The 24,684-nt window shown below is 46.8% G+C and carries 20 protein-coding genes and 2 riboswitches; of the genes, 15 read left to right on the forward strand and 5 right to left on the reverse strand.

Annotation, left to right across the window (positions count from 1 at the left end; translation table 11 throughout):
- Nucleotides 1–19: 19 nt before the first annotated feature.
- The 5 genes from MH215_RS20035 to sdaAA all read left to right on the forward strand — a co-directional run bounded on the left by MH215_RS20035 (nt 20) and on the right by sdaAA (nt 5,995).
- Nucleotides 20–514, forward strand: a complete 495-nt coding sequence (locus MH215_RS20035) for a PH domain-containing protein (protein WP_239292997.1) — start codon at nt 20–22, stop codon at nt 512–514.
- Complete coding sequence (locus tag MH215_RS20040; RefSeq protein WP_239292998.1) at nt 507–2,144, forward strand: PH domain-containing protein; 1,638 nt, start codon at nt 507–509, stop codon at nt 2,142–2,144. The genes MH215_RS20035 and MH215_RS20040 overlap by 8 nt, the downstream gene beginning before the upstream one ends.
- Nucleotides 2,145–2,272: 128 nt before the next feature.
- Nucleotides 2,273–3,547: an MFS transporter gene (locus MH215_RS20045; protein WP_239292999.1), complete on the forward strand. Its 1,275-nt coding sequence runs from the start codon at nt 2,273–2,275 to the stop codon at nt 3,545–3,547.
- 453 nt (nt 3,548–4,000) lie between these two features.
- Nucleotides 4,001–4,126: riboswitch (glycine riboswitch) on the forward strand.
- Between the two features lie 4 nt (nt 4,127–4,130).
- Nucleotides 4,131–4,266: riboswitch (glycine riboswitch) on the forward strand.
- 111 nt (nt 4,267–4,377) lie between these two features.
- Nucleotides 4,378–5,067, forward strand: a complete 690-nt coding sequence (sdaAB, locus tag MH215_RS20050) for an L-serine ammonia-lyase, iron-sulfur-dependent subunit beta (protein ID WP_239293000.1) — start codon at nt 4,378–4,380, stop codon at nt 5,065–5,067.
- Entirely contained in the window at nt 5,057–5,995 is a 939-nt protein-coding gene (sdaAA, locus tag MH215_RS20055; protein WP_239293001.1) for an L-serine ammonia-lyase, iron-sulfur-dependent, subunit alpha, read from the forward strand. Before sdaAB ends, sdaAA begins: the two co-directional genes overlap by 11 nt.
- 199 nt (nt 5,996–6,194) lie before the next feature.
- Here the strand turns inward: sdaAA and MH215_RS20060 are convergent, their stop codons facing one another.
- Nucleotides 6,195–7,949 carry an alpha-glycosidase gene (locus tag MH215_RS20060; protein WP_239293002.1) on the reverse strand — a complete coding sequence of 585 codons (1,755 nt, stop codon included), beginning with the start codon at nt 7,947–7,949 and terminating at the stop codon, nt 6,195–6,197.
- A gap of 308 nt (nt 7,950–8,257) precedes the next feature.
- On the opposite strand from MH215_RS20060, the gene MH215_RS20065 reads away from it, so the two are divergent.
- The 5 genes from MH215_RS20065 to MH215_RS20085 all read left to right on the forward strand — a co-directional run bounded on the left by MH215_RS20065 (nt 8,258) and on the right by MH215_RS20085 (nt 12,911).
- Nucleotides 8,258–8,941, forward strand: coding sequence for a response regulator transcription factor (locus tag MH215_RS20065; protein ID WP_239293003.1), 684 nt, complete (start codon nt 8,258–8,260; stop codon nt 8,939–8,941).
- A complete protein-coding gene (locus MH215_RS20070) occupies nt 8,938–10,482 on the forward strand; it encodes a HAMP domain-containing sensor histidine kinase (RefSeq protein WP_239293004.1) in 1,545 nt (514 codons plus the stop codon). The genes MH215_RS20065 and MH215_RS20070 overlap by 4 nt, the downstream gene beginning before the upstream one ends.
- 72 nt (nt 10,483–10,554) lie before the next feature.
- Entirely contained in the window at nt 10,555–11,469 is a 915-nt protein-coding gene (locus MH215_RS20075) for an ABC transporter ATP-binding protein (protein WP_239293005.1), read from the forward strand.
- Nucleotides 11,466–12,176: an ABC transporter permease gene (locus tag MH215_RS20080; protein WP_239293006.1), complete on the forward strand. Its 711-nt coding sequence runs from the start codon at nt 11,466–11,468 to the stop codon at nt 12,174–12,176. The genes MH215_RS20075 and MH215_RS20080 overlap by 4 nt, the downstream gene beginning before the upstream one ends.
- Entirely contained in the window at nt 12,177–12,911 is a 735-nt protein-coding gene (locus MH215_RS20085; RefSeq protein WP_239293007.1) for an ABC transporter permease, read from the forward strand. It begins immediately after the preceding gene.
- 222 nt (nt 12,912–13,133) lie between these two features.
- Here the strand turns inward: MH215_RS20085 and MH215_RS20090 are convergent, their stop codons facing one another.
- Together MH215_RS20090 and MH215_RS20095 are read right to left on the reverse strand one after the other, a co-directional pair.
- Nucleotides 13,134–13,697 carry an acyltransferase gene (locus tag MH215_RS20090; RefSeq protein WP_239293008.1) on the reverse strand — a complete coding sequence of 188 codons (564 nt, stop codon included), beginning with the start codon at nt 13,695–13,697 and terminating at the stop codon, nt 13,134–13,136.
- A 138-nt stretch (nt 13,698–13,835) separates the two neighbouring features.
- Nucleotides 13,836–14,975 (reverse strand): acyltransferase family protein, encoded by a 1,140-nt coding sequence (locus tag MH215_RS20095; RefSeq protein WP_239293009.1) that lies wholly within the window; start codon nt 14,973–14,975, stop codon nt 13,836–13,838.
- A gap of 331 nt (nt 14,976–15,306) precedes the next feature.
- Between MH215_RS20095 and MH215_RS20100 the strand changes: the two genes are divergently transcribed.
- On the forward strand, nt 15,307–18,009 hold the full coding sequence (locus MH215_RS20100) for a PAS domain S-box protein (protein WP_239293010.1): 2,703 nt from the start codon (nt 15,307–15,309) through the stop codon (nt 18,007–18,009).
- Nucleotides 18,010–18,100: 91 nt separating this feature from the next.
- Here the strand turns inward: MH215_RS20100 and MH215_RS20105 are convergent, their stop codons facing one another.
- Nucleotides 18,101–19,054, reverse strand: coding sequence for an L-lactate dehydrogenase (locus MH215_RS20105; protein WP_056703949.1), 954 nt, complete (start codon nt 19,052–19,054; stop codon nt 18,101–18,103).
- A gap of 520 nt (nt 19,055–19,574) precedes the next feature.
- Between MH215_RS20105 and MH215_RS20110 the strand changes: the two genes are divergently transcribed.
- From MH215_RS20110 to MH215_RS20125, 4 genes are all read left to right on the forward strand, one after another.
- The gene (locus MH215_RS20110; protein WP_239293011.1) at nt 19,575–20,231 is read left to right on the forward strand and encodes a hypothetical protein; all 657 of its coding nucleotides are present in this window, start codon (nt 19,575–19,577) and stop codon (nt 20,229–20,231) included.
- A 165-nt stretch (nt 20,232–20,396) separates the two neighbouring features.
- Nucleotides 20,397–21,227, forward strand: a complete 831-nt coding sequence (locus MH215_RS20115) for a serine/threonine protein kinase (RefSeq protein ID WP_239293012.1) — start codon at nt 20,397–20,399, stop codon at nt 21,225–21,227.
- 681 nt (nt 21,228–21,908) lie between these two features.
- Nucleotides 21,909–22,655: a type I methionyl aminopeptidase gene (gene map, locus MH215_RS20120; RefSeq protein ID WP_239293013.1), complete on the forward strand. Its 747-nt coding sequence runs from the start codon at nt 21,909–21,911 to the stop codon at nt 22,653–22,655.
- 236 nt (nt 22,656–22,891) lie between these two features.
- Complete coding sequence (locus MH215_RS20125) at nt 22,892–23,905, forward strand: NADP-dependent oxidoreductase (protein WP_239293014.1); 1,014 nt, start codon at nt 22,892–22,894, stop codon at nt 23,903–23,905.
- A 175-nt stretch (nt 23,906–24,080) separates the two neighbouring features.
- Here the strand turns inward: MH215_RS20125 and MH215_RS20130 are convergent, their stop codons facing one another.
- Nucleotides 24,081–24,569 (reverse strand): CcdC family protein, encoded by a 489-nt coding sequence (locus MH215_RS20130; protein ID WP_200956224.1) that lies wholly within the window; start codon nt 24,567–24,569, stop codon nt 24,081–24,083.
- Nucleotides 24,570–24,684 lie beyond the last annotated feature (115 nt).

Consider the following 24,684-nt stretch of genomic DNA (forward strand, 5'->3'; position numbering starts at 1 on the left):
GGAGAGTGTGAGTCACGCAATGGATAACACAGAGCTTAACAACAGAGAACTGCGGCGTCTCCACCCAAAAGTCAAACAAGCTACAGCCCTGACGGCCCTTATGGTCAATGGGCTGTTGACTCTTTTGGCCATTGGATATCTGATTGTCGCATGGGCTAGAGATTGGACGTTGTGGCCAGGCTGGGCTGCATTAGGGCTGTTCATCGTGTCTTTCATGTGGTTTGGCTGGGCTCTGCCAGCTCTTCAATATCGTTATTTCAGTTTCCGAGTTGCTGAGGATGAGCTTGAAATTCATTCCGGTTGGCTGTGGATCACCGATACGATTGTGCCTATGACACGTGTGCAACAGGTAGAATTGGAGAGTGGCCCGTTGCTGCGAAAGTATGGGTTAGCCAAGGTTAGCATCGTTACTGCCGCAGCTACACTTGAGATCGCTGGTCTGGAGCGTGAGGAAGCGGAGCAGCTCAAACGAAATATCGGGCATTTAGCCAAGGTGGAAGATCGAGATGAATGAACGGAATGAGATTAATGAACAGAGGCGTCTACACAAAAGTTATATTATATTTCCTTTTTTCAGTGTGCTGAAATCGTTACTGCCGTTCTTCGTCCTAATCATCCTTAAAGGACTGAATTGGAGTGCAGTTCCTTGGTATCTCTACGCAGGAGGGGGCGCCTTAGTAACGCTACCTTCTCTCTTATATGGCTGGTTGAAATGGCGAAAATTCAGCTATACCCTGCAAGAGGATCGCATCGTGCTACGGCGGGGGATGTTTGTACGGGAAGAAAGGTCTATCTATTTTAGCCGGATCCATGCTGTACAGACACAACAGCCTCTCATTCAGCGAATGCTTCGAATCGCACAGCTTAAGATTGAGACGCCTGGTGGCAGTAAAGAGGCGGATGGCGTGTTACCCGCGCTCCGTGTTGACGAAGCGAAGCGAGTAGAGCGGTGGTTGTATCAGAAGCGAAATGAAGCAGTGGTGAAAGAACCTGCTGCAATCACACCCGGACAACCGATGGGGACTTCTGGTGCAGAGACAGGAATACGTGATGAGTATACCGGAATTGAGCGTGAGCATGGTATAGATCCTGATTTAGGATCAGCTTATGAGTCTGGTGCAGATTCAAGACCTAACAGAGTTGATGGGTCAGAGTCTATTGAAGCTGTTGAAACGGAAATGCCTGTGCAGCAGGAGCCATTACTGCGATTGTCGGCGGGTAGACTGTTCGTGGGGGCATTAACAACCATGAATCTGCCGCTTCTTCTCGTTTTTGCTACAGGAACCTATTCCTTCGCAGATGATTTGTTACCAGATCATTTTTATCGACGTCTAGTGGAGGAAGCGGGGAGTTTGCCAGCCATTTGGTGGCTAGGTCTTATTCCTCTCATGTTCCTGCTCGCTTGGATTCTATCAGCAGTGTTATTTACGATTAAGTATGCTGGGTTCACGGTAGAACGCGAGGGTGGGAATATCTCCATTGTCTCGGGTCTGCTGGAACGCAAAAAGCATGTGTTTTCACCTACCAAGGTGCAGGCAGTAGCTATTCGAGAAGGACTGCTGCGTCAACCGTTCGGGTATGCGGAGGTTGAGATTTATGTACTGACTTCCGAGAAGGAGAAAAAAATGATGCTTCACCCGTTGCTACCTATGCGTGAGGTGAATGAACTGCTTGCAAGCATCGTGCCACAATATGAATTACAAGCGGATATAGCGAAGCCGCCGTCACGGGCGCTCTGGTTTTTTCTCCGTTGGAAACTGCTGATTGCCATGCTAGTTGGAATCGCCGGAACGATATATTTTGGCATGGTGGGTATGGGGTTGTTCCCACTGCTGCTGCCTGTGTTCGGTTTGTGGGGATATGCACGCTACAAGGATGAAGGGCTGAACATATATGGGAAGCAGCTATTGATTCGTCATAGGCAGATCTCCCGATTAACCGTGTTAATGCGCCGTCCCCATGTGGTTACGGTGAATGCTATAGCAACATCCCGCCAACACGCGAAGTCACTGCTAACTGTGCAAGCAACATTGATGGTAAACCGTGGTGGCTGGAAGGCGACTTTCTTGGATCAAGCTCATGTAGTTGCCGTCCAGAATTGGATGCATCAAGCTGCTCAGCACGCTGTGCGTAGTAAGCCGTGAACGAACCATGGAAACTTCTTCGGAATTCCGTTTGCCATGCCGGATGAAGCCGATAGACCTATTTCTCCATCCAGAGTTCCGGTATAAGCACAAGTTCTTTCTATTAAGAGTCGAGGAGGAAACGACAGATGAAGGACAACCAGGGGCGGGTAGAGCAGCCTGGCAACAAGCCTGGTGGTTGGAAGCATGCTGGACTATTATTGGGTGGGGTTGGCATATCCAATCTGGGTGATTTCATCTACATTGTGGCTATCAACCTGATGGTGTTGAACATGACGCAATCTCCAGCGGCTGTAGCGGGGTTATGGATCATCTCGCCAATCGCTTCAGTATGCACCAAGTTCTGGTCAGGCAGTGTTATTGACCGCTACGATCAACGTCAGTTGATGATTGGTGCGGATATCGTGCGGGCATTGCTGGTAGCCACACTTCCCTTATTTTCAAGTCTATGGATGATGTACGCTGTGATGTTTCTAATTAGTATGTCATCCTCGATATTTGTACCTTCTTCCCAGGTGTACATTACTCGGCTTGTACCGGCTGAGCGGCGCAAACGATTCAATTCGTTGCAGGCACTCATTAGCTCAGGAGCTTTTATTACAGGGCCTGCTGTGGCTGGTGTATTATTGTTCTATTTATCCCCTGCAGCGGCGATCTACGTGAATAGTGTTTCGTTTGCCGTGTCCGCACTGATTCTTATGCTGTTACCGAAACTGGGTATAGGTGAGCAGAGTGGTGGGAAGTCGAGATTGTCACCACGGATCATCGCTCAGGACTGGCAAGCCGTGCTGAGGTTTAGTCGCAAGAGCGGTTACGTTGTCGGGATATACGTCATATTTCAGATTGTTCTCGTCATTGGCATGTCGCTGGATGCACAGGAAGTTGTGTTTATTCGTCAGGTGATGAACTTGTCTGAATCTCAATATGGGGCATTGATGAGTGTTACCGGCATCGGTTATCTAGTCGGTTCGTTGCTTGTCACCCTGCTCGCCAAACATATTCCGATCCGTCATATGATGGGGATTGGCGTGCTTATGGTCTCGCTTGGTTATTTCCTGTTTGCACGCTCGTTTTCCTTCGAGCTGGCAGCGTTCGCCTTTATCCTGCTTGGATTGTGTTCAGCACTTGCCAACACAGGCCTGGTTACCTTTTACCAGAATAATATTCCGGTAGATCTAATGGGCAGGATGAGCAGTGTCATCGGACTGATGCTGAGTGCGCTTCAGGTGGTTTCTATTTTGATTGCAGGGGTAGTGGCAGAATATTTATCCCTTCGTCTTGTGTATACGGTTGTCTCAGCAGCCATGATGTTAGTGGCACTTATCTTATGGATCACTAGCTTGCTTCCTTCAAGAAGTTCGTATTATCAAGAGGCTGTGACGAAGAGTGCAACGCTGAAGTAGGTTGAACCGCTGTGGAGAACGAATTGCAGAAATGAAACGGCTCGACAAGTAAGTAAGTAAGTAAGTAAGTAAGTAAGTAAGTAAGTAAGTAAGTAAGTTGGGCATTGGTGTGTCTTATAGGGGAGAAGGTCTCGGACAGAAGGTTTTAAACAGAAGTTTGCCTTAATACCCGAACCATTGGACACACCTGAACATACATAGAATTAACAGCAAAGATGTAGATAAATGAGCAACATTAGTGATGATGTGACAAAAGTTCACAGTAGATAACGCTTACATTTGGTAAAGAACCAACAAATCGTTAAGTTTATTGACATGAAACTTCCGGTCGATTAATCTTAATGAGTAAGAGTGTCTTCTCATCGGATCACGATATGATTTAGCTTCAATGTCACTATTGTGAATCATAATCAGCATCATTCTGATCTCATCAGAATAATTCCATACAGCGGATGATAACGAGCGGGAGAGACCTGAGCTGGCTAAGTAAGATGGCCTGCGATCAGGCACCGAAGGAGCAAGCTGCCTACGCACCCGGCGCGGCGGTTAATCTCTCAGGTAAATGTACCATCGTTGGACGCAACTCTGGAGAGTGCGCATGATGCGCCACCCAAGGGGTATATGATTAAACAGCCTGGTACAGTATGTGTAAGAACAAGGCATGCACTGTATCGACTGAACGCTGTTGGTCATGAAACTCTCAGGTATCGAGGACAGAGAGAGGGCTTGAGGCCTTCTTCTGTCCTTTTTTGATGTCATCATTCAGTAATAATGGAACATTATGGTTAAGTATCTGGATGAACATGACGAATACAAATGGAGGGTTTTTGATGCGTTTTAAAGATGTTTTCTCAATTATTGGTCCGTCAATGACGGGGCCTTCAAGTTCACATACGGCTGGAGCGGCTAGACTTGGCAGAATTGCTCGTCAGTGGTTGGGTTGTACGCCGGAGCGCGCCCGGTTGACACTATACGGATCCTTTGCCGATACGTATCAAGGGCATGGCACAGATCTTGCCCTGATTGGCGGATTGCTTGATTATGCGACAGATGATCCGCGAATACCGGATGCTGAAGAGTATGCAGAGCAGGCGGGTATGGAGGTTGAGTTTTTCACAAGTGGCTTGCCTGCACCCCATCCCAATACGGTCAAAATTGAGCTGTGGCACGGTGACCGTGAATGCTCATTGATCGGTGCGTCCATTGGCGGCGGCAGTGTATCGGTGCACGCGTTGAATGATTTTCGCGTCCAGATCAGTGGGGAGTTCCCAACATTGGTGCTGCGTCATGCTGACAAAGCAGGGGTGCTCGCATCTGTCACGTCTACGATTAGCTCCTCAGGCGTGAACATCGGCTATATGCAGGTAGATCGGAAAGCTCGGGATGGTGAAGCTTTGACTGCAATGGAGATGGATGGAGCACCAGACCCGGATATGTTAAGCCGTTTGAAGTCGCTGGATCATGTGCTGGATATTCGTGTAATAGATTTGAAGAAGGGAGTGAGTCCAGATGCGATTTAAGCATTTGCATGAACTGAATACGATCTGCACGGCTGAATCCAAGACTATTGCTCAGTTGATGATTGAAGAACAAGTCCAAGAGACGAATACGCCGGAAGCAGATGTTGTGCAGCAGATGTCTGAATATTATCAGGTGATGAAGGAAGCGGTTCATAAAGGGCTGAATGAAGATACGGTGTCCCGTAGTGGTCTGACCGGTGGAGACGGTAAGAGGATGGCGGAATACATTCGTAAAGGGGAGACCTGCTCAGGTGATGCTTCGGCACTTGCAATGGCATACGCCCTGTGTGTCTCTGAAGTCAATGCATCTATGGGGCGAATTGTCGCTACACCAACAGCGGGTTCGTGCGGCATTATTCCTGGTGTGTTCATCAGTTCCCAGGAACGTTTTGGCTGGACTGACGAGCATCTGGTCAACGGACTATTCTGCGCTGGAGCGATCGGTTATGTGATTGCGAACAATTCGTTTATCTCTGGTGCTGAGGGTGGCTGTCAGGCTGAGGTAGGCTCCGCGATTGGTATGGCGGCAGGTGCTATGGTGGAGTTACGTGGAGGAACACCGGAGCAGGTCGTTCATGCGGTAGGTTTGGCGTTAAAAAATACACTCGGACTCATCTGCGATCCAGTCGCAGGTCTCGTCGAGATTCCATGCATCGTCCGCAACGGACTCGGAGCCGTGACCGCTCTAGCCGCTGCTGATATGGCACTTGCTGGGGTGCGTAGCGCCATTCCGTCAGATGAAGTCATTGATGTCATGCTTGAAGTAGGTAGTGCTATGCCAAGTAGGCATCGGGAGACGGCTCAGGGTGGGCTGGCTCAGACCCCGACAGGTCGGAAAATGATGGAGAAGCTTGCTAAACCGAAGGCAAAACGTGCACCGGAACCAGAGTTAGAAACAGACGGGGCAGCAGATTCTGCCTCAGAATAACATATAAAGAGGCGCCTAGCAGTGTAGTAACCTTCTGCTGGCGCCTCTTTGGCGTACATGGGTTCGAAACGGAAAGCTGGCATAAGGGTAGTATTTGTACTGTGTCAAATTCGTACCGCATACCAATTATAGCACCCGGCGCGCGTCGAGCGCTGACATCATGCAAGGCTTCTGGATGAAGCTTCGCATGTACTTCATATTATTCCAGAGCCATGCCTAACACCGCATATCCGTAGGCAGGAAGCTCGATCGCAAGTATGCCTTCTTCCAGCGCAATTCGGTGCTTCTCGCCAAACAGCTCATTCCAATCATCTGTATCCGTCTCCAGCTCAACAATGGCAGTTTCTTCTGAGCGATTGAACAGGATTAGAATGCGTTCTTCTTCATTCTGACGTTCCATGACAAGCTGGCTACCGCCTTCGCGGGCTTGTAGGAATCGAATGGTACCGTCTGCGCGTAAAGCGGGATGAGCGTGACGGAGTGCAATAAGTCTTTGATAAAAGTCGAACAGTTCGCGGTCTTGCTTCGCCTCATCCCATTCCATACATTTACGACAACCAGGGTCATGATCACCGTCTAGTCCGATCTCGTCTCCGTAATAGATACATGGTGCACCCATGAAACTGAATTGGAATAACGCAGCCAGCTTCATCTTCCGTTGATCCCCTTCACAGAGGGTGAGCAAGCGGGGCGTGTCGTGGCTGTCTAACAAGTTAAAAGCGACCTCACTCGCCTGATGAGGATAGCGTGATAATTGACGACCTATGGAATTGGCAAATTGCTCAGCATGCATTGTATTTTTGACAAAGAAATGATTGACCGCTTCGGTAAACGGATAATTCATCGATGCATCGAACTGATCGCCCTGCAGCCAAGCAGAAGATTCGTTCCACACTTCGCCCAGGATGTAGGCTTCCGGATTGGCAGCCTTCACGACACGGCGGAAATCTCGCCAGAAGGCATCATCTACTTCATCAGCGACATCAAGCCGCCAGCCATCGGCGCCAACCTCTTTGATCCAATACTCGGCAACCTCCAGCAAATACGCTTTCACCTCAGGATTCTCTGTATTCAGCTTCGGCATGTGGGCTTCGAAGCCAAAGGTCTCATAAGTGGGAATGCCGTCCTTCACATCCAACGGAAATTCATGGACGTGGAACCAGTCCTTATACTTGGATTCTGCTCCGTTCTGCTGTACATCGACGAATGGTGCAAATGTCTTCCCAGCATGGTTGAACACTGCGTCTAGAATGACACGAATCTCACGATCATGGCACAGCTGCACAAGCCGTTTAATAGTCTCTGCATCTCCAAAGTGCCGGTCTACCCGCATATAATCTTCGGTATCGTATTTATGATTGGTTGTCGCTTCGAAGATTGGCGTAAAATAAATCGCATTAATGCCAAGCTCGCTGAGATAATCGAGATGGTCAATGACACCCTGTAGATCACCGCCGAAGAAATTAAATGGTGTCGGTTCGCCTCCCCAAGGCTCCACCTTCTCTGGATTAAGTTCAGCATTGCCATTCGCGAACCGTTCGGGGAAGATCTGATAAAAGACAGCATCTTTCACCCAAGCAGGTGGCGTAAATACCGCACCTTCATGAATGTAGGGGAACTGAAACATTCGCCCCGGCTCATCCGGCTCTTCCTCTTGGAAGTCGGTTTCGGTCATCCAGATTTGTTCTTCTCCACTTTTGAGGAGGAAAGAGTATTTCAGACGGTGATAAGGAGGGCGTACTTGCCCTTCATAATAATCAAACATCGAGTCCGATGTATACTTTGTTAGAGGGATCAATTCTTTCGTTTGTTCCCAAGCGTATTTGTCCCCAGTCAAGGCGTGTACCTCGGTGAGATCATTCTTCTTGGCGCGTAGACGCAAGCGAACAGTATCCTTGTCATAGGCATAGGCCCAATTGCGTTTGGGTTGATGATAGATGGCTTCCAGCAGCATAGTAAGTATCCTCCCGTCGTAACACACAGCGTATGTTGGCATGTTGGATCGTAATCCCTCGAATGTGGACGACTACTCCACACGATGCAGAGCACCACGTGCTTATGTAACATTTCCCAGATGAGTGATTAGGTTATAATGGAATGTAGAGGGGTCACTGTACCCCGATGTCATGAATTTGTATTGATTGAATACAACAAGCTTGCCCTAATCATGCAGGTTCAAAAAGCAGACATGTTGAACATTCTCTAATATGCTTCAAATATATATTTAACCCAAAGGGTAAAGAAGGGAAACGAATTGAGCGTATGAAGCCGAAACTATTATACATTGAAGATGAAGTCGAAATTGCGACATGGGTTAGAGCAGATCTAGAAGAACGTGAATATGAGGTGATCTGGCTGGAAAGTGGTGAAGGTGCAACGGAGGCGGCGAAAGGCTGCTCTCTGATTATCCTTGATGTCATGCTTCCGGGTCTGGACGGATTTACGGTAGGACAGCGACTCAAAAAAGAACATCCTACCATTCCAATTGTGATGCTCTCGGCTAGAACGTCGATTGACGATAAGTTGCACGGGCTTGATTTTGCCGATGATTATGTCACGAAGCCCTTTCACCCGGATGAATTAGCCGCTAGAATCGAAGTCCAACTGCGTAAGGCAGGGACGAACATTACTGCGGATGAAGTTGTGAAACTTGATCATCTGTCCATCTATGAGAAGGATAACCGAATTGTGAATGAGCTTACGCAGGAAGAAGTCATTCTATCTGGGAAACAGTTTCATATCTTTGCGTACCTGCTCAGGCACATGGGCATGATTCGAACGAAGGAGCAGATCTATGAAGCGGTCTGGAATGAGCCTTATCTGGATGGGGACAAAACGTTAATGGTACATATTCGTCATCTCCGCGAGAAATTGGAACGTGACCCAGCCAATCCGACCATTATTCAGACGATCCGTGGTGTCGGTTACCGCGTGAAAAAGCCATGACCTGGTGGAGATCAGGCTCACGTAAGGCGAAGAAGCGGCAAGAGGAGAAGCCGGGGAAAAAGAAAAAGCTCCGTTTCGGCCGTTCCTTAATGTCCCGTTATATGTTTCTTATTCTGGCAGCCGTGTTATTCGTGCCTGTCGTTCTTCCGATCACATCAATCATTTACGTGGTTGTGGTGAGCAACGGCTATAACAATGATGCACCGTATGGTGACGTTAACCACATTAGCAACCTCTGGTCTAAAGAAGCGATGAAATTAGGCGATGCCTCTTCAACCGAGATTGATCAACGGATCAAGCAGCTACACAACAAGTATCCGAAGTCTTCCATGTACCGTGTGGATGAACGTGGGGATACGAGTTTTATGTTAGTAGGTGAGGGAGTAACGCTGTCAGAAGTGTCGTCGGGCGATACAACCATGAAGACGCTGAGATGGACGATGGATGACGAGAAGACCATCGTGACGCAAGTGCCAACGGTGTGGGATGCGGCGAGTACGTTGCAATTTATGAAGGAAGCAACTTATCGAGATCCACTCACGGTGGTTTCTTTTATTGAAGGCGGCGATCAGGATAAGGGGAAAGGCTTCATGGTGATTGAGGTTCCTCGTTACTTGATGCAGAAACAACAAAATAACTGGCCGATGGAGCTCCTGTACTTAGGGTTATTCATGGGCATCATCTTTCTGTTCTTTATTCTGATGTCGATTCTCTTCTTCGCTCGCATTCGCAAACGGTTAGTCCGCTTACAGACGGCAATGATGGCACCGGGGAAGGAAGGCATCCCGCTACCTGTCGATATCCGAAGAGAGGACGAGATTGGTCATCTGGAAGAGTCATTCAATGATATGGTGCGTCAGCTTACGGACAGCCGGCAGCGGGAGAGAGAGGAAGAGCAGCTGCGTAAACGTCTCATTGCGGGTCTTTCCCATGATCTTCGCACACCGTTGACGGTCATTCGAGGACATATGCATGCTCTGCACAAAGAGGAGCTAAGTCATACGGGCAATAGTTCATTACTGCGAATGGAAGCCAAGATGGAGGATCTGGGTGGACTTATCGACAACATGTTATCTTACAACTTGCTGACGAGTGGAAAGTATACATTGAAGCTGGCGGAGAAGGATATGCTGCGGATTGTTAGGGAGGCGGCTGCGGCATGGTATCCAGTATGGGAAAAGGAACAGTTTGATATCGACATCGATCTACCGGACGAGCCTCTACTCTGGCAGGTAGATGAACAAGGCGTGCGTCGTATTCTCGATAATCTGTTTCAGAACATTATTCGTTATGCGGCAACCGGCAAATATATTGGCATCTCGACAGAGCAGATTCAAGGACAGACGGCTCTGCTTATTCAGGATCATGGCCCGGGCATGCTGGAGGATACAGGAACGAAGGGAACAGGGCTTGGTCTATCCATCGTTGATCTGCTGGTTCGTGAGATGGGTCTTCGCAAGAAAGTGGACAGTTCAGCCCAAGGGGTTCGAATCTATCTCTATAGCGGTACAGGAGTGAAAGGCGACAAAACTCATTTTTAAACTAAACTTAAACTTCAGATAACGTTGATTTTAACCTTGGCGGGTTACGATGTAATCCGAGGTGATTAAACAGTGAGTGATAACATTATTCAAACGGCTAATCTATGGAAAACATATCGTAATCGTGCAGCAGTACGTGAGCTTGATCTGCATATCAAAAAAGGAGATATCTACGGCTTCTTAGGTCCGAACGGTGCGGGTAAAACAACCACGATTCGCATGCTACTAGGTTTAATTAAGCCAACAAAGGGCGTTATTCGAATCTTCGATCAAGATATTCGCAAAGATCGCATGGATATTCTGCGGCGTATAGGATCACTTGTCGAGTATCCTTCGTACTATGGTCATCTGAATGCGGTGGAGAATCTGGAAGCATTGCGCCGGATCATTGATGTGCCGAAGTCGAGAATTGCGGAGGTTCTCTCCATCGTTGATCTGACTCGGGATGCCAAACGTCCAGTGAAAGGATATTCCCTGGGGATGAAGCAACGTCTGGGTATCGCGAGTGCCCTATTGGGTGAGCCTGAGTTATTGATCTTGGACGAACCTACGAATGGGCTTGACCCAGCAGGTATTCAGGAGATCCGTGAATTGATCAAACGCATGCCGCTGGAACATGGTATTACGGTTCTTGTATCCAGCCACTTATTAAGTGAAGTGGAGCAGATGGCGAGCCGAGTTGGCATTATTCGCGAAGGTAAAATGGTGCTGCAGGATACCATCGCTAATCTACACAGTCAAACGGGCAGCTCAATTCAATTGACGGTGTCCGAACCGGAAGACGCAATTAAGCTCGCTAGAGAGCAAGGACAATTCGGTCAACGACAAGGTTCCGTGCTGACGTTCCCGTACATGGATAATAGCGCAATCGCATTATTAGTAAGGCGTCTGGTTGAGCAAGATCATGCCATCTACCGCGTGGAGGAACATCGCCAATCATTGGAACACCTGTTTATGCGGGTGATTGGTGAGGGGGCGACCGTATGACGGGGCGTGCTTTAACATCGGATTGGCTTAAGATTCGTGGCAAGGGCATTTGGTTTCTTGTATTTCTAGCTCCGATTGGTCTTACACTGATGCAGGCGTTGAATTTTGGGTTACGATTGGACTATCTAAAAGGTATTTATGGCGGTGACCTATGGGAAGGTCTGCTAGAGAATGTCATCGTCTTTGTACCCCTGGCGCTCATGTTAGGAGCAACCATTATCAGTTCCATGATGGCGAATGTAGAGCATGAACAGGGCTCGTGGAAGCAATTATTGGCCTTACCCATTTCAAGACCAGCGGTGTACTTAGCTAAGTTCATTATGACATGTATGCTGCTTATCATTTCTTGTTTACTGTTATCCGTTGGTACTGTCGGTCTGGGATTAATCTTTGGGTTCGACGCAAGTGTGATTCCGTGGATATCTATTGTTAAATTAGGTATCCTGCCGCTGGCGGGGGCACTGCCTGTATTATCGGTCGAGTTATGGCTGACCATGGTTTCTAAAAATCAGGCTTTACCTGTAACGTTTGGTATTGTTCTTGCAGTAACAGGCATGTTTTCTCTGACGATCTCACCACATTTCCCCCTTGCCTGGTCGATGATGGCATGGAAAGGCTCCTTGATCTATCCTGCATTGGGCTTAGGTGTAGGTATCTTGATTATGCTGATGGGCATGGTGCATTTCAGTCGGAAGGATGTGGCTTAGATGAGCTTTGCGACAACCTATTTCCGTATCCTGTCTTCTGAACGATTAAAAATGGGGAAATCACCTATCTGGCTTCTAATCTTGCTTAGCCCGTTAATCGCATTACTCATCGGGCTGCTGGCGACGCCTTCGGGGCAATGGGAAGTACTAATGAGTACGATGGTGCTCCTGCATGGTTTATTGCTGCTCCCAATTCTGACCGGCGTATTTACTTCATTTGTCTGCCGATTCGAACATTCGGGCGGAGGGTGGAAGCAGATGCTGGTTTTACCACTTACACGCACTGGTGTATATGCTGCCAAGCTCACCATAGTGCTGTTACTCCTTGCAGGTACGCAAGTGTTGCTATTTGCAGCCATTATGCTGGCAGGTCTCGTTCATGGTATAACGGAACCAATACCGTGGGGATTAATTGCGGGTAAGCTATCACTTGGATTGTTTGCCTGTGTGCCGCTCGCTGCTCTACAACTGCTGGTGTCCTTGATCTGGAGTAGCTTTGCCGCACCGCTAGCGCTGAACTTTGCTCTAACGGTACCGAATATTCTGATCGTGAACTCGGTGACATTTGGCCCTTATTATCCGTGGGCGCAACCGGTCATTCTTATGGCACCGATGGAGGGCGGGGGATTTGGAGCTTACAACGTTCCACTGGCAACGATGCTGACGGTTGTTGTTGGAAGTGCTGTTCTTTTTATTCTTGCAGGTGTGCTCTATTTCAAGAAAAAAGAGATCTGATGGCGTATGCTCCCTTGCTCCTTCTCGGTATATATAAGTTCAACTAAAGAAGGTTTACACTTACCACTTCGATGACAGAATAACCTTCCGATCGCTGTTATCCCCAGATTTTGTTGATTCCCTTCTTCTAAGGGGAAATCCCCTTCAAGCACAGCATGCAGACATGATCTGCGTGAATGCCCGAAGGGGATCTTTTTTCGCTTTATAGCACGAGTTTATTTTCTATCTTCTAATCCATCCGTCATGGATGGTTAGTTCTCGGATGACTTTGGCGGGTGCTCCGGCCACAAGAGTATTATCAGGCACATCTTTGGTGACGGTGCTTCCGGCAGCGACCACGGCATTTTTGCCAATCGTTACACCAGGAAGAATGAGAGCTCCTGTTCCGATCCAGGCATTATCCTGAATCGTGATTCGCTGTGCCATCTCACTCCCGTCATCCAGAGAATCAATACGGTGATATGCACTATCGAATATACTTGTGCGCGGTCCAATCATCACATTGTTACCAATGACAACTTCAATATTGGCTGCTATTCCTACGCCTGCGTTAATCAGGACATCGTCACCAATCGTTAGACGGGCTCCTTTGACGACTGTGAGCTGGGTTCCCCATGGTTTCCTGATGATGTTAAGTCGCTTGCCTACCTGTAGTTCTCCCGATCTGTTCAAATACACTTTGCCTCTTATTCTCGGCAGTAATCCAAGTGTAGGTTGTATTTTTCCGAACACAGCCCATCCCCGCATCTTACCATATGCAATCTTCACCTTGTTCGGAAATACCATCTTCAATTTCATCCTTTCTGGAGGTTTATCGAAAAGTCCACTTTTGATTACGAAGTATGCCTAATGGCATGATCCGTCACTTCTATAAATGAAGAGGAAAATTTTAATTCAGACCTGAATTGAAAACAAATCTAAAGCTTAGGCGGGTACTTCCCCTGTGGTGCTGTGCTCCACCTGAACAGGAGTAGCACTTCGTCCCTTCCCAATCTGACCCACCACGAATTTTCCAACGCGAACACGATTGAGTAAATACACGGTGATGATGGAGAAAGTGAGAGCACCTAGGAACAGAACAGGAATAGTGAAGTAACCTAATGATAAGGAAGCGGCTTGTAGCAACTGTGCCATCAGATGAAGATAGAACCAGTGAACAAGATAGATCCCGAAGGAGTAATCACTGATGAGCAGTAAGCTTCGTGGAACGCGCTGAAGACGGCTTGCGAATTGATATAGTCCGAAGAAGAGAAAGGTCGTGAGCAAGAGCATATCAATGCGTTTAGAATCAGAGACAGGAAGGACTCCGCTATGGTACAGGAACAATACGATTCCCATCAGAACAAATGGAAGCGTGTTGACCCAGATTTTATGTTTGGCAAGAAGAGCTTTGAATTGTTCTATATTTCGACCGCAGTAGTAGGCGAGTGAGAAGTAAAACAACCAGCCTACAAACGGCAGCCAATTAAAGCTACTCCAGATGATGCCAGATAGCGGGATGCTTTCGATTTTGCCTACAAAATTGAAAAATCCAAGATAAGCAATATTAATGATGAATGAGACTGTGATTACAGTTAAGGGGTTCCATTGGTCGAGATGTCTTTTGAACAAGTAGAACAGTATGTAGAATTGAAAGATAATCACTACGAAGTATCCGTGGAATCCTGCTAGGAAGATATGTTGGAACAATACACTGGGTAGGCTCCCGAAGCTCCGATTCTCGGCGTCAAGAAATCCAGATACAGCAAGTCCGCTGTATATTCCGCTGAAAATAAGAAATGGAATGAAGATGTACTTGAAGCGTTTGAAGAGAAATCCCTTTCGAATTCCGTCGCGGTATGAGTAGGAGAGTAGGAGAATGGAGATAAAGACAAACATTGGGGTGCCGAATTTGAGAAGAAGGTTCAGACTATCCAAAATGTTTCTTCCAAAGACGTGCGATGAATGTAATAGGTCGGCATAAAACTTGGTGGAGAAACCGATCGAGTGTGTGAGTACGATGGCTAGACATGAGATACTTCGGAGAAAATAAATTTCAATTAATTTCTCTTTTTTCACTGACATATGCACATCCTTTTTTAGTATCCATTATAACTTGTTTGATACAAAATGTATCGTTAATTTTGTATAAATTTGGAACAATCTTTTCATGAGCAATAAACGTCTGTATATGAAATGACACTGCATTGAATGAGTTTCCATTTTTTTATAGAGAGATTTTGAGAATTTAAGACGAGATATTAATTCAAAACATATTGGAATCTGTTAAAATAAAAAAAGTTGTTTCTAGGCGTGTTCACATGGTTATTCGAGGGTAAGCCTAGTTATAACCAAATCATTATTTGTCGTTGTTATAAGAAGCTTTGGGCTAAGAAAAGAGGGGTAAGCCTTGGAAATGAATAAAACGGAAACCCTAAAACGAATAATTTCTGAGGGAAGTTCACACCAATCCTTGTTTTTTAACCACCCGGATGCCATCTATGTTATGGATATCCATGGAAACTATATTGATGCTAATCCCTCCGTTGAGCGGATTTCAGGGCACACACTCGAAGACTTAATTCGCATGAACCGGGAACATCTCTGTCCACCGGATAGCGAGAAATCACGTCAACAATGTATTGATGAAGTGTTGGCTGGACGTTCAGTCAGTAACTCTCTCAAGTTCTATCATAGAGATGGCTCACTGAGACAGGCGGATATTACCTATGTGCCGATCACGGCAGAAGAAGAAGTCGTAGGCATATATGGCATTGCCAAGGATGTAACCGAGATCATGGAAGTGGAGCGTAAGCTTCATGAGACACAAGAAAAATATCAGATTCTGGCTGAACATGCACAGGATCTTATTACGAAATGTTCGCTAGATGGAGAGTTGTTGTATGTATCTCCCTCGGTGTATCCTTTGCTTGGCTATCGACCAGAAGAGGTGACGGGTAAGTCCTTCAAAGACTACTGTTATCCAGGGGACTACCCTGATCCATTAGATGTATCCGTAATCGGCAATGGATGTACAATGCGTGTTTTGCACAAAAAAGGGCACTACATCTGGATGGAAACGTTGGCGAAGCCTGTATCAGGCAGAGAAGGTGAAGATACGCAGGTTGTAAGTATCAGCCGAGATATCACACAGCACAAGGATGCAGATCGACGCTTAAGAGAGAGTCGTCAGCGGTACAAATCATTATTTGAGCATACCCCGGCGGCTGTGTATTCGCTGGATCTGGAAGGTAGATATAGTTCGGTTAACCGTAATCTTGTTCAATTACTGAATATTCCGCGCAGTGAATTGATTGGGCGCTCCTTTCTGAACAACTTAGACAAAAGTGAAGTGCAAAATGGTAAGACCTACTTTGAACAAGTAAAGCAGGGGAAGCCACAGCACTATGAGACCTGTGTCGTGAATGCTAAAGGCAGGAAGATTGATGTATCGATCATGAATGTACCTATTATTGTGGATCAGGAATTGGTCGGAGTATACGGTATTTTATCTGATATTACAGAGCGGAAGGATTATACGGAACGGATTCAAGAGCTTAGTAAGCAGCATACGCTGATTCTAAATTCGGTTACCGAAGGTATCTATGGTCTAGATGCAGACGGGATTACAATGTTCATGAATCCCGCAGCGGCATCCATGTTTGGTTATGAAGTCAAGGAGCTTGTGGGTAAAAGCTCGCATCCAATCATGCACCATTCCCGTGCGGATGGAAGTTATTTCCCAGTAGAAGAGTGTCCTATCCATATGACTGTAATGGATGGACAGCGGCGGTTGATCAAAGAGGATGTATTCTGGCGTAAGGATGGCAGTAGCTTCTTGGTGGAATACCAGGTGACGCCGATTATAGATCAAGGTCAGATTCAAGGAGCTGTTGTCGTATTCAACGATGTTACTGGCGAACGTGAAATTGTGCGTGCCAAGGAGACAGCGGAGTTGGCGGCGCAGGCTAAGTCTGAATTCCTATCTATGGTCAGCCATGAGATTCGAACACCGATGAATGGAATCGTTGGTATGACAGAGCTTCTAATCGGAACAGATCTGTCTGAGGAACAACGGGAATATGCCCAGATTATTCAAGAGAGCGGCGACGCACTGCTGAATATTCTTAATGATATTCTGGATTTCAGTAAGCTGGAATCTGGCAAGATGGCGCTAGCCTACGAACCTTTCTCGCTACGCAAAATGTTAGAACAGGTGGCGGAGCTGTTCAAGTCTCGGGCCAATGAGAAGCAACTGAAAATCAGATATCGCCTCAATCCTAGCATTCCGGAATTCATGGTCGGTGATGCGATGCGGATTAGACAGATCCTCGTGAACCTTGTTAGTAATGCACTCAAATTCACGGATCAGGGAAGTATTGATGTCACGGTAGACATTATTAAGGGACGCAGACCTGAATCTAGCGTGCTTGATTTTGCTGTTAAGGATACGGGTATCGGTATTCCCGCAGATAAGCTGGATCAGTTGTTCCAGTCGTTCTCCCAATTGCATCCGGTCATTAACCGGAAGTATGGAGGTACGGGGCTTGGACTCGTCATCTCGAAACGCCTTGTCGAGATTATGGGTGGTAGCATCAGTGTAGAGAGTGAGGAAGCAGAAGGTTCTACCTTCCGGTTCGCCGTTCCTGCCACAAGTGTCGATGTACCGGAGGAGGAGGCTGCACGCCAATTCTCCCATGATCGTACACGTCAAGGTGACAAGATACCGATCAGTATACTGGTTGCTGAGGATCATCCGGTGAATCGGAAGATTCTAACAGAATATCTAGAGAAGCTTGGATACACACCGGATGTATGTACCAATGGTGTTGAAGCGATCGAGGCTATATCTCAGAAAACTTATGATATTGTACTCATGGACATTCAAATGCCTGTTATGGATGGGCTTAAGGCGACAGATCTTGTACACCGATTGATTCCACAAGATCGCCTTCCAACGATTATTGCGGTCACGGGCAATTCGAAACGGGAGGATAAGGAGGCTTGCCTAGAGATTGGTATGCGTGACTTCATCAGCAAGCCTGTTATGCTTAGTGAGTTGAAAAGGGTGCTCCAGCAATGGGGTCCGGCCGATCAGCCGCAGCTTGCACCTAATTAATTGAGATAAATAGATAAGTATACAATTAAAGACGCCAGTGAATTCCTCTCGGGAATGGTCACTGGCGTCTTTGAGTTCCTTTTTCACTAAGTTATACCATGGTAAGGCGATCTATACTTCCGGATAACACAGCGCAGGAGCGTTCAAATTTCTCACGTTCGGATGCATCCAAATTCAATTCGATGATCTCTTGGATGCCATTGCCGCCGATAATCGCGGGAACGCCCGCACATACATTGTTCTGTCCATACTCTCCTTCTAGAATCGCGGAGACGGCGATGATCTTATGCTCGTCATTGAGGATGGAACGTGTAATATAAGCAAGTGCATTACCGATGCCAAACTGGGTGGAGCCTTTGCGAGTGAATATCTCCCAGCCGGCGTCCTTCGTTTTACGAGCAATATCTTCCAGATCGAGATGTTTGAAACGATCCTTGTGCTGCTCCATAATGTGCAAGATCGGCTTGCCACCAATGGTAACGTGCGACCAAGCGACGAACTGTGATTCTCCATGCTCACCCAGAGCATAGCCGTGCACACTGCGAGGATCAATGGAGAAGACTTCGGACAATAGCGTTTTGAGTCTGGAGGAATCAATGGAAGTCCCTGTGCCGATGACGCGTTCACGCGGAAGACCTGACAGCTTCCATACCATATAAGTTACTATGTCAACCGGATTCGCTGCGACGACAAAAATCCCGCTAAAACCACTTTCCATGATAGGCACAACAATATCTTTGGCAATGGATTCGGCTTCTTCTAGAATATCTAGACGTGTCTGACCAGGCTTAGGGTTCGCCCCAGCCGTAAGCACGATTACGTCCATACTGCCACAGTCAGCATAAGTACCCGCGTATACTTTGGTGCGATTATGTGTGAAGTCCATACAATGGGAAAAATCTAAAGCCTGCGCTACAGCGCGATCGTATGTCCGATCGACCATCATAATTTCCCTACAGATCGACTGATTAATCATTGAATATGCACAACTTGAACCAACAAGACCTGCCCCGATCACCGCTACTTTACCTGATTTGCCTAACACAGCCGTTCATCCCCCATATCCTTTTGAATTTTCCGATTATCATGGTCCTATGTTAAGTATTGTCCTATAATTTATGCTGAGAATAGCTTCTACGTTACATAAGATAACACATGAAAAAGCGATACAGCAATGATATCCGTTATCGCGGGAGCGTATTGGAGCAACGGAGTTAACAAAATTGACATGAATAGTGGTGCTTCCAAAATTTTGACGGCATTTGCACGGACCGCATTCGACATGACACCATTCTTGTAGGTTGTCGGATCATCAGGGATTTATGCGAATAAATGGTCTGACAAAAGTTCTTATGAATCCACAGAAACAGAACTAAAGCGTCAAAGGGTTCACAAGCAGAACTGACGAATACATAAGGGCAAGCGAATCATAATGCAGTGCATGTGTAGGTATTGTGCATGTATATGCAGAGTAGACAAGTTGCCCCGATCCGATGGTTGTTACAAAAGGTAGACGCTGAAGTCACGACCTTGAATTTCAAAAGACTTCATTCCGGGAGGGAATAATGATGATTGAAGAAGCAGGAGCTACGACGGAAACGGCTAAGAGTCTGGGCATTGGAGCCAGTACACTTCGAAAATATGCAGCAGCACTTGAGGAGCAGGGCTACCGGTTTGAACGTTCTGCCAACAAATCTAGACTGTTTCGATCCGAGGATGTGGAATGCATCGAGCGGCTGATGACGGAGCTGAGAGAACATAATTTGCCCTTGGTGGATGCTGTGGTCACCGTTCTATCTCCAGAAGCATCCACAGTTGAGATAGGTGATACGTCAGAAAGCGAATGCGCGGCAACGATTATGCCCGCGTTATTCCCGGAAGAAGCTGAGCTGCCGAATAGCTTGAGATCATATGAAGGATTAGGACAATTAGTTACTGAAGTGACGGCTGGTGCAGTGGCGCCGCAGGATGATCGAGTACAGCAGCTACAGCACCGAGTGGATGAATTAGAATTAACCCTAAAGCATCTTGCCGATACGCACCAGGCTCTCCAAGAGCAGATGGAGAAGCAGCGTTTATGGATGAATGAAAAGTTGGAGGAAGAGCGAGATCGTGAATTAGTGACCAATTTACGCAGCTATCAGGGAAGAAAGCGCAAACCTAAAGGAACCACACTCCGCATGTTATTTGGACTATTGCCGAAGAAGCATAAGGAGGCATAAGTATAAGCGGGCACACAGCATAAGATTCACTGCTGTTCGTGCTATGATTGCCCACCGCGCTGTTGTTATAATAAGCTCCATAACAACAAGAAAATCAGCAAACGAAGGTTGCTCTGCATGATCTTGATGGAGTAGTAGCGGTCGTATGCTAGTGGGGGATAATGAGTGGAGCTGCAACGAAGCTGGCAAAGATTGCTGGGACTGTGGACAGATCGACCCTTGTCAAAGGGAGCAAAAATAGCGGGAAGATATACGATATGTGAATTGCTTGGTATGGGAAGCTATGGACTGACATACCTCTGTATAGATGAACAAACAGGAGATGAGGTTGCGTTAAAAGGTTCGAAGCCCAGCAAAGGCAAGTTATCCGCCCGATTGCTGAGTAGAGAAGCAGATGTGATGAGCCGGCTACAGCACCCGGCGATTCCCAAACTTTTGAATGCATTTATATATAAGGGAAGAAGTTACATCGCCATAGAATATATTCGAGGCGAGACGTTGGAGACGTATATCTTCGAACAGGGTCAGCGATATAGCGAACGAGAATGCATTGAGCTGGCGAGCCAATTGTTATCTCCGATCGCTCATGTTCATCAGCAGGGTTATATCCATGGGGATGTAAGAATTCCCAACGTGATTATGAAGGATGGACACTTGCATCTGATTGATTTTGGCCTGGCGAGGCAAATGGGGGAGCCGTTGTTGCCAGAGCTGAAACGACGTATGCGTGAGCTGCCTGCACCTGAAGATGAACCAGCAACGTCTGATCAGGATTTGCAGGATCTTGGTCATTTTCTTCTGTTTATGCTGTACTCTGCCTATGAACCAGAGAAAGGGAAAGCACCTGCAAGCTGGCAGGAGGAACTGGATCTTCAGCCGGATCTGGCCATTATGCTGGAGAGATTGCTGGGGCTTAGACCTGGGTACGAGGCGGGGGCACCCGAGCTGCAGGCTGAGATGCAGCGTATTCTGCCGAAGCTGCATGGATCAGTTTAACATCAGGTGTAGTGCTAAGATGGTGACGAATGACCTCTGTATACTTCATAGCGGAGGTCCTTTTTGTTGTTTAATTATACGGAACGAATATATAAAAAGGGTGTCTCGCTGGCTTAGGATACAGCCAGCGTGGACACCCTTTTGTTAGTTAACACAGCACGCCAAAGTGAGTTTTACCAACCCCCAAATTGGAGTACTACTATGCACATTTTATCGTTCAAGAGCGCGCAGCTTGATTAGCTTGAGCTATACTTTCTGCTCTTATAGTAACCAGAGCCATGTCGGCTATCCCGGTATTTCATATCTGATGAGGAGTAGCGTTTATAGGAACGTTTCCCTGACGAACTGCTGTACCGTTTATAGGAACGTCGTCTGTCAGAGGAGCTGTGGCGCCTTCGGTGTGATGAAGATTTGGAGTCGAGAAGTTTGCCAAGAATTTTTTTGAGCATGAGTTTTCATCCTTTCGTCTTCCATCGTTTTTAGCATATACGCATAGCCGAGGAAGAGGGTTTCGGGTTTCTTCAGAAAAATATATTCATAAAGATCGGGTCAGGCGTATAATAGATTGTTGGTGTTTTTCACGTTTATGTACAGGGTTACTTATACGGAATTTTTTATTTGGAGTGATTCGCGTTACAATAGAAGACAGGGTAAGATCTTAACGGACAAGGAGAAGTCGGAATGATTACATTGAAAACAAAAGAGCAGATTGAACAGATGAAAAAAGCTGGTGAGATTCTTGCCGCATGCCATAGAGAAATAGCGAAAATGATTCGTCCAGGGATCACAACCAAGGAGATTGACCAATTTGCAGAAGCTTTTATGAAGAAAAATGGCGCAACGCCGGAGCAAAAAGGGTATAACGGATACCAATTTGCGACATGTGCTTCAGTAAACGACGTAATCTGCCATGGTTTTCCCGGGAAATATGTGTTGCAGGACGGCGATATCGTAACGATTGATATGGTCGTGAATTTGAACGGATGGCTTGCTGATTCAGCATGGTCTTATGCAGTAGGGCAAGTTACGCCAGAAGCACAACATCTGTTAGATGTGACCAAAAACTCGCTATATAAAGGCATTGAACTCGCTGTAGTCGGCAACCGAATCGGTGATATCTCTCACGCGATCCAAACGTATGCTGAAGGCGAAGGGTTGTCGGTTGTTCGTGAGTTTATCGGGCATGGCATTGGCGAGAAAATGCATGAAGAGCCGCAGGTGCCTCATTATGGCCCGCCTCATCGTGGCCCACGACTCAAAGAAGGCATGGTCATTACCATTGAGCCTATGTTGAACATCGGTACGTTCCGTAGTAAGCTTGATTCAGATGGTTGGACGGCGCGTACAATGGATGGAAGCTTGTCTGCTCAATATGAGCACACCATTGCGATTACAGCAGATGGTCCAGTGATTCTGACGGCTCAATAAGGTAGTATGGCTGAGACTCAATCACTATAATTTAGTAATTTCAAGGCGGCCCACGTTTGTGATCCGCCTGTTTCGGTTTAAAATATAAGAGTGTGTTCAAAAAGTCCTGTTTTCAGTACGGTGGACGATTTGAACCAATTTCTATGAAGAAGCGCAATAACATAACGTGCTGGTGGTAGAGTATGAGCGTTAACGAGAGTTAGTTCTGATCCACTGGTTACAAGGAGGTCATTAAGATGTCTGAAAATGAACAGATCGTACTTGCATCTCGTCCGGAGGGTGCACCGTCCCGTGACAATTTCCAATTTATAAATACACCACTTCCTGAAGCGGAAGCAGGACAGGTTCTGGTTCGTACATTATATTTGTCGGTTGATCCGTATATGCGAGGTCGGATGAAGGATACAAAGTCCTATTCACCACCTTATGCGCTGAACGAAGTGATTAAAGGCGGAGCAATTGGTCAAGTGGTGGAGTCCTCGGAGCCTAATCTGCGCAAGGGTGACCTTGTGACGGGAATGTGGGGCTGGCAACGTTATGCGGCAGTTAATACGGGAGATCTTTCATTGATCGATACCGAGGAAGCTCCATTGACTGCATATTTGGGTGCGGTTGGTCTAACGGGGCTAACGGCATATTTCGGGATGGAGGATATCGGTAAACCTAAGGAAGGCGAGACTGTCGTTGTATCCGGCGCGGCAGGTGCTGTAGGGATGATCGCAGGGCAGATTGCCAAGATCGTAGGCGCTCGTGTCATAGGTATTGCTGGTTCTGATGAGAAATGTGCATACCTCAAAGACAAATTAGGATTTGACGTGGTATTGAATTACAAACAAGAGAGCGATATGTCTGCTGCCATTGAACGGGTATGCCCGGATGGTGTAGATGTATATTTTGATAATGTCGGCGGTGAAATTTCCGATGCGGTGTTACGCCACATTAATCGAAATGCGCGTATTCCATTGTGTGGGCAGATCTCTTCCTATAACTTGGAAAAGCCAGATATCGGTATGCGTCCGCAGACCCTGCTGTTAACCAATACAGCACTGATGAAGGGATTCCTCTTGGGTGACTACGCCAAGTCCTTTAAGGAAGGTCGTGCGAAGTTAGCTAAATGGATCAAAGCAGGTCATATTCAATATGAGGAAAATATTGTGGAAGGTTTCGAACAGACACCTGAAGCATTCATGGGTCTCTTCTCAGGGGATAATCTAGGTAAACAACTGGTGAAGGTTGCCGATCCAGAGTAAATGTAGATGAAATGAAGAAATGAAGTGTACTTCCATATTGGTTCTGTGACTGAATTCCGATGGAATGCAGCCCTATAGAACGCCTATCCCAAAAAGACACGTTCTTCCGCATAGCTATGCAGAGAACGTGTCTTTGGTGTGTTTATATGTGTGAATAGAATGGAGCAGAGAGGGTTTAGGCTTCCTCTGCACTAAGCACTTCTTTATAGTGCTTGTACATGTACACACGCCAGCGGACGATCATACCGAAGGCGAGAAGGAAGAATAGTCCACCTGTCTGTGGAATGGATATATAACGCTGGATGACTTCATGCAATATGAGCCGCACAGCGAGCAGTCCAAGCAGGATAAAAGCGAAGCTGCGCGAACGCGTTGCGAATATTTCACCGTTAATCCGCTCGAAGCGAGTACTGCGAATAAGTGGATACGAGAAAATAAACCAACCAACAAGCAGTGCAATGGCTGCCCACAGCAGTGGGACATGTGTTTCAGGAACGACAAACATGAGAAAACCTGTGCTCATACCAAGCGGGGGGATCAGGATTTTACGAATAGTGACTGGGCGATGACTAGCTTTCATGCGAATGAAAATGGCAAGCAACGCCATGATGAGCATACCCAGAGTTGCACCGATCTGAAGGTAAAATGGACTAATTTGAGCCACGAAGATATCCCTCTTTCTGGAATAATATATTGCTGAAGCCATTCGGATCATTATGTGAAGTCTCAGAATTTTCTTTCCCTATTATATCACAAACGTAGTTTGCCGATAGAATGCT

This window comes from Paenibacillus sp. ACRSA, assembly GCF_022346845.1.
Taxonomy (GTDB): domain Bacteria; phylum Bacillota; class Bacilli; order Paenibacillales; family Paenibacillaceae; genus Paenibacillus.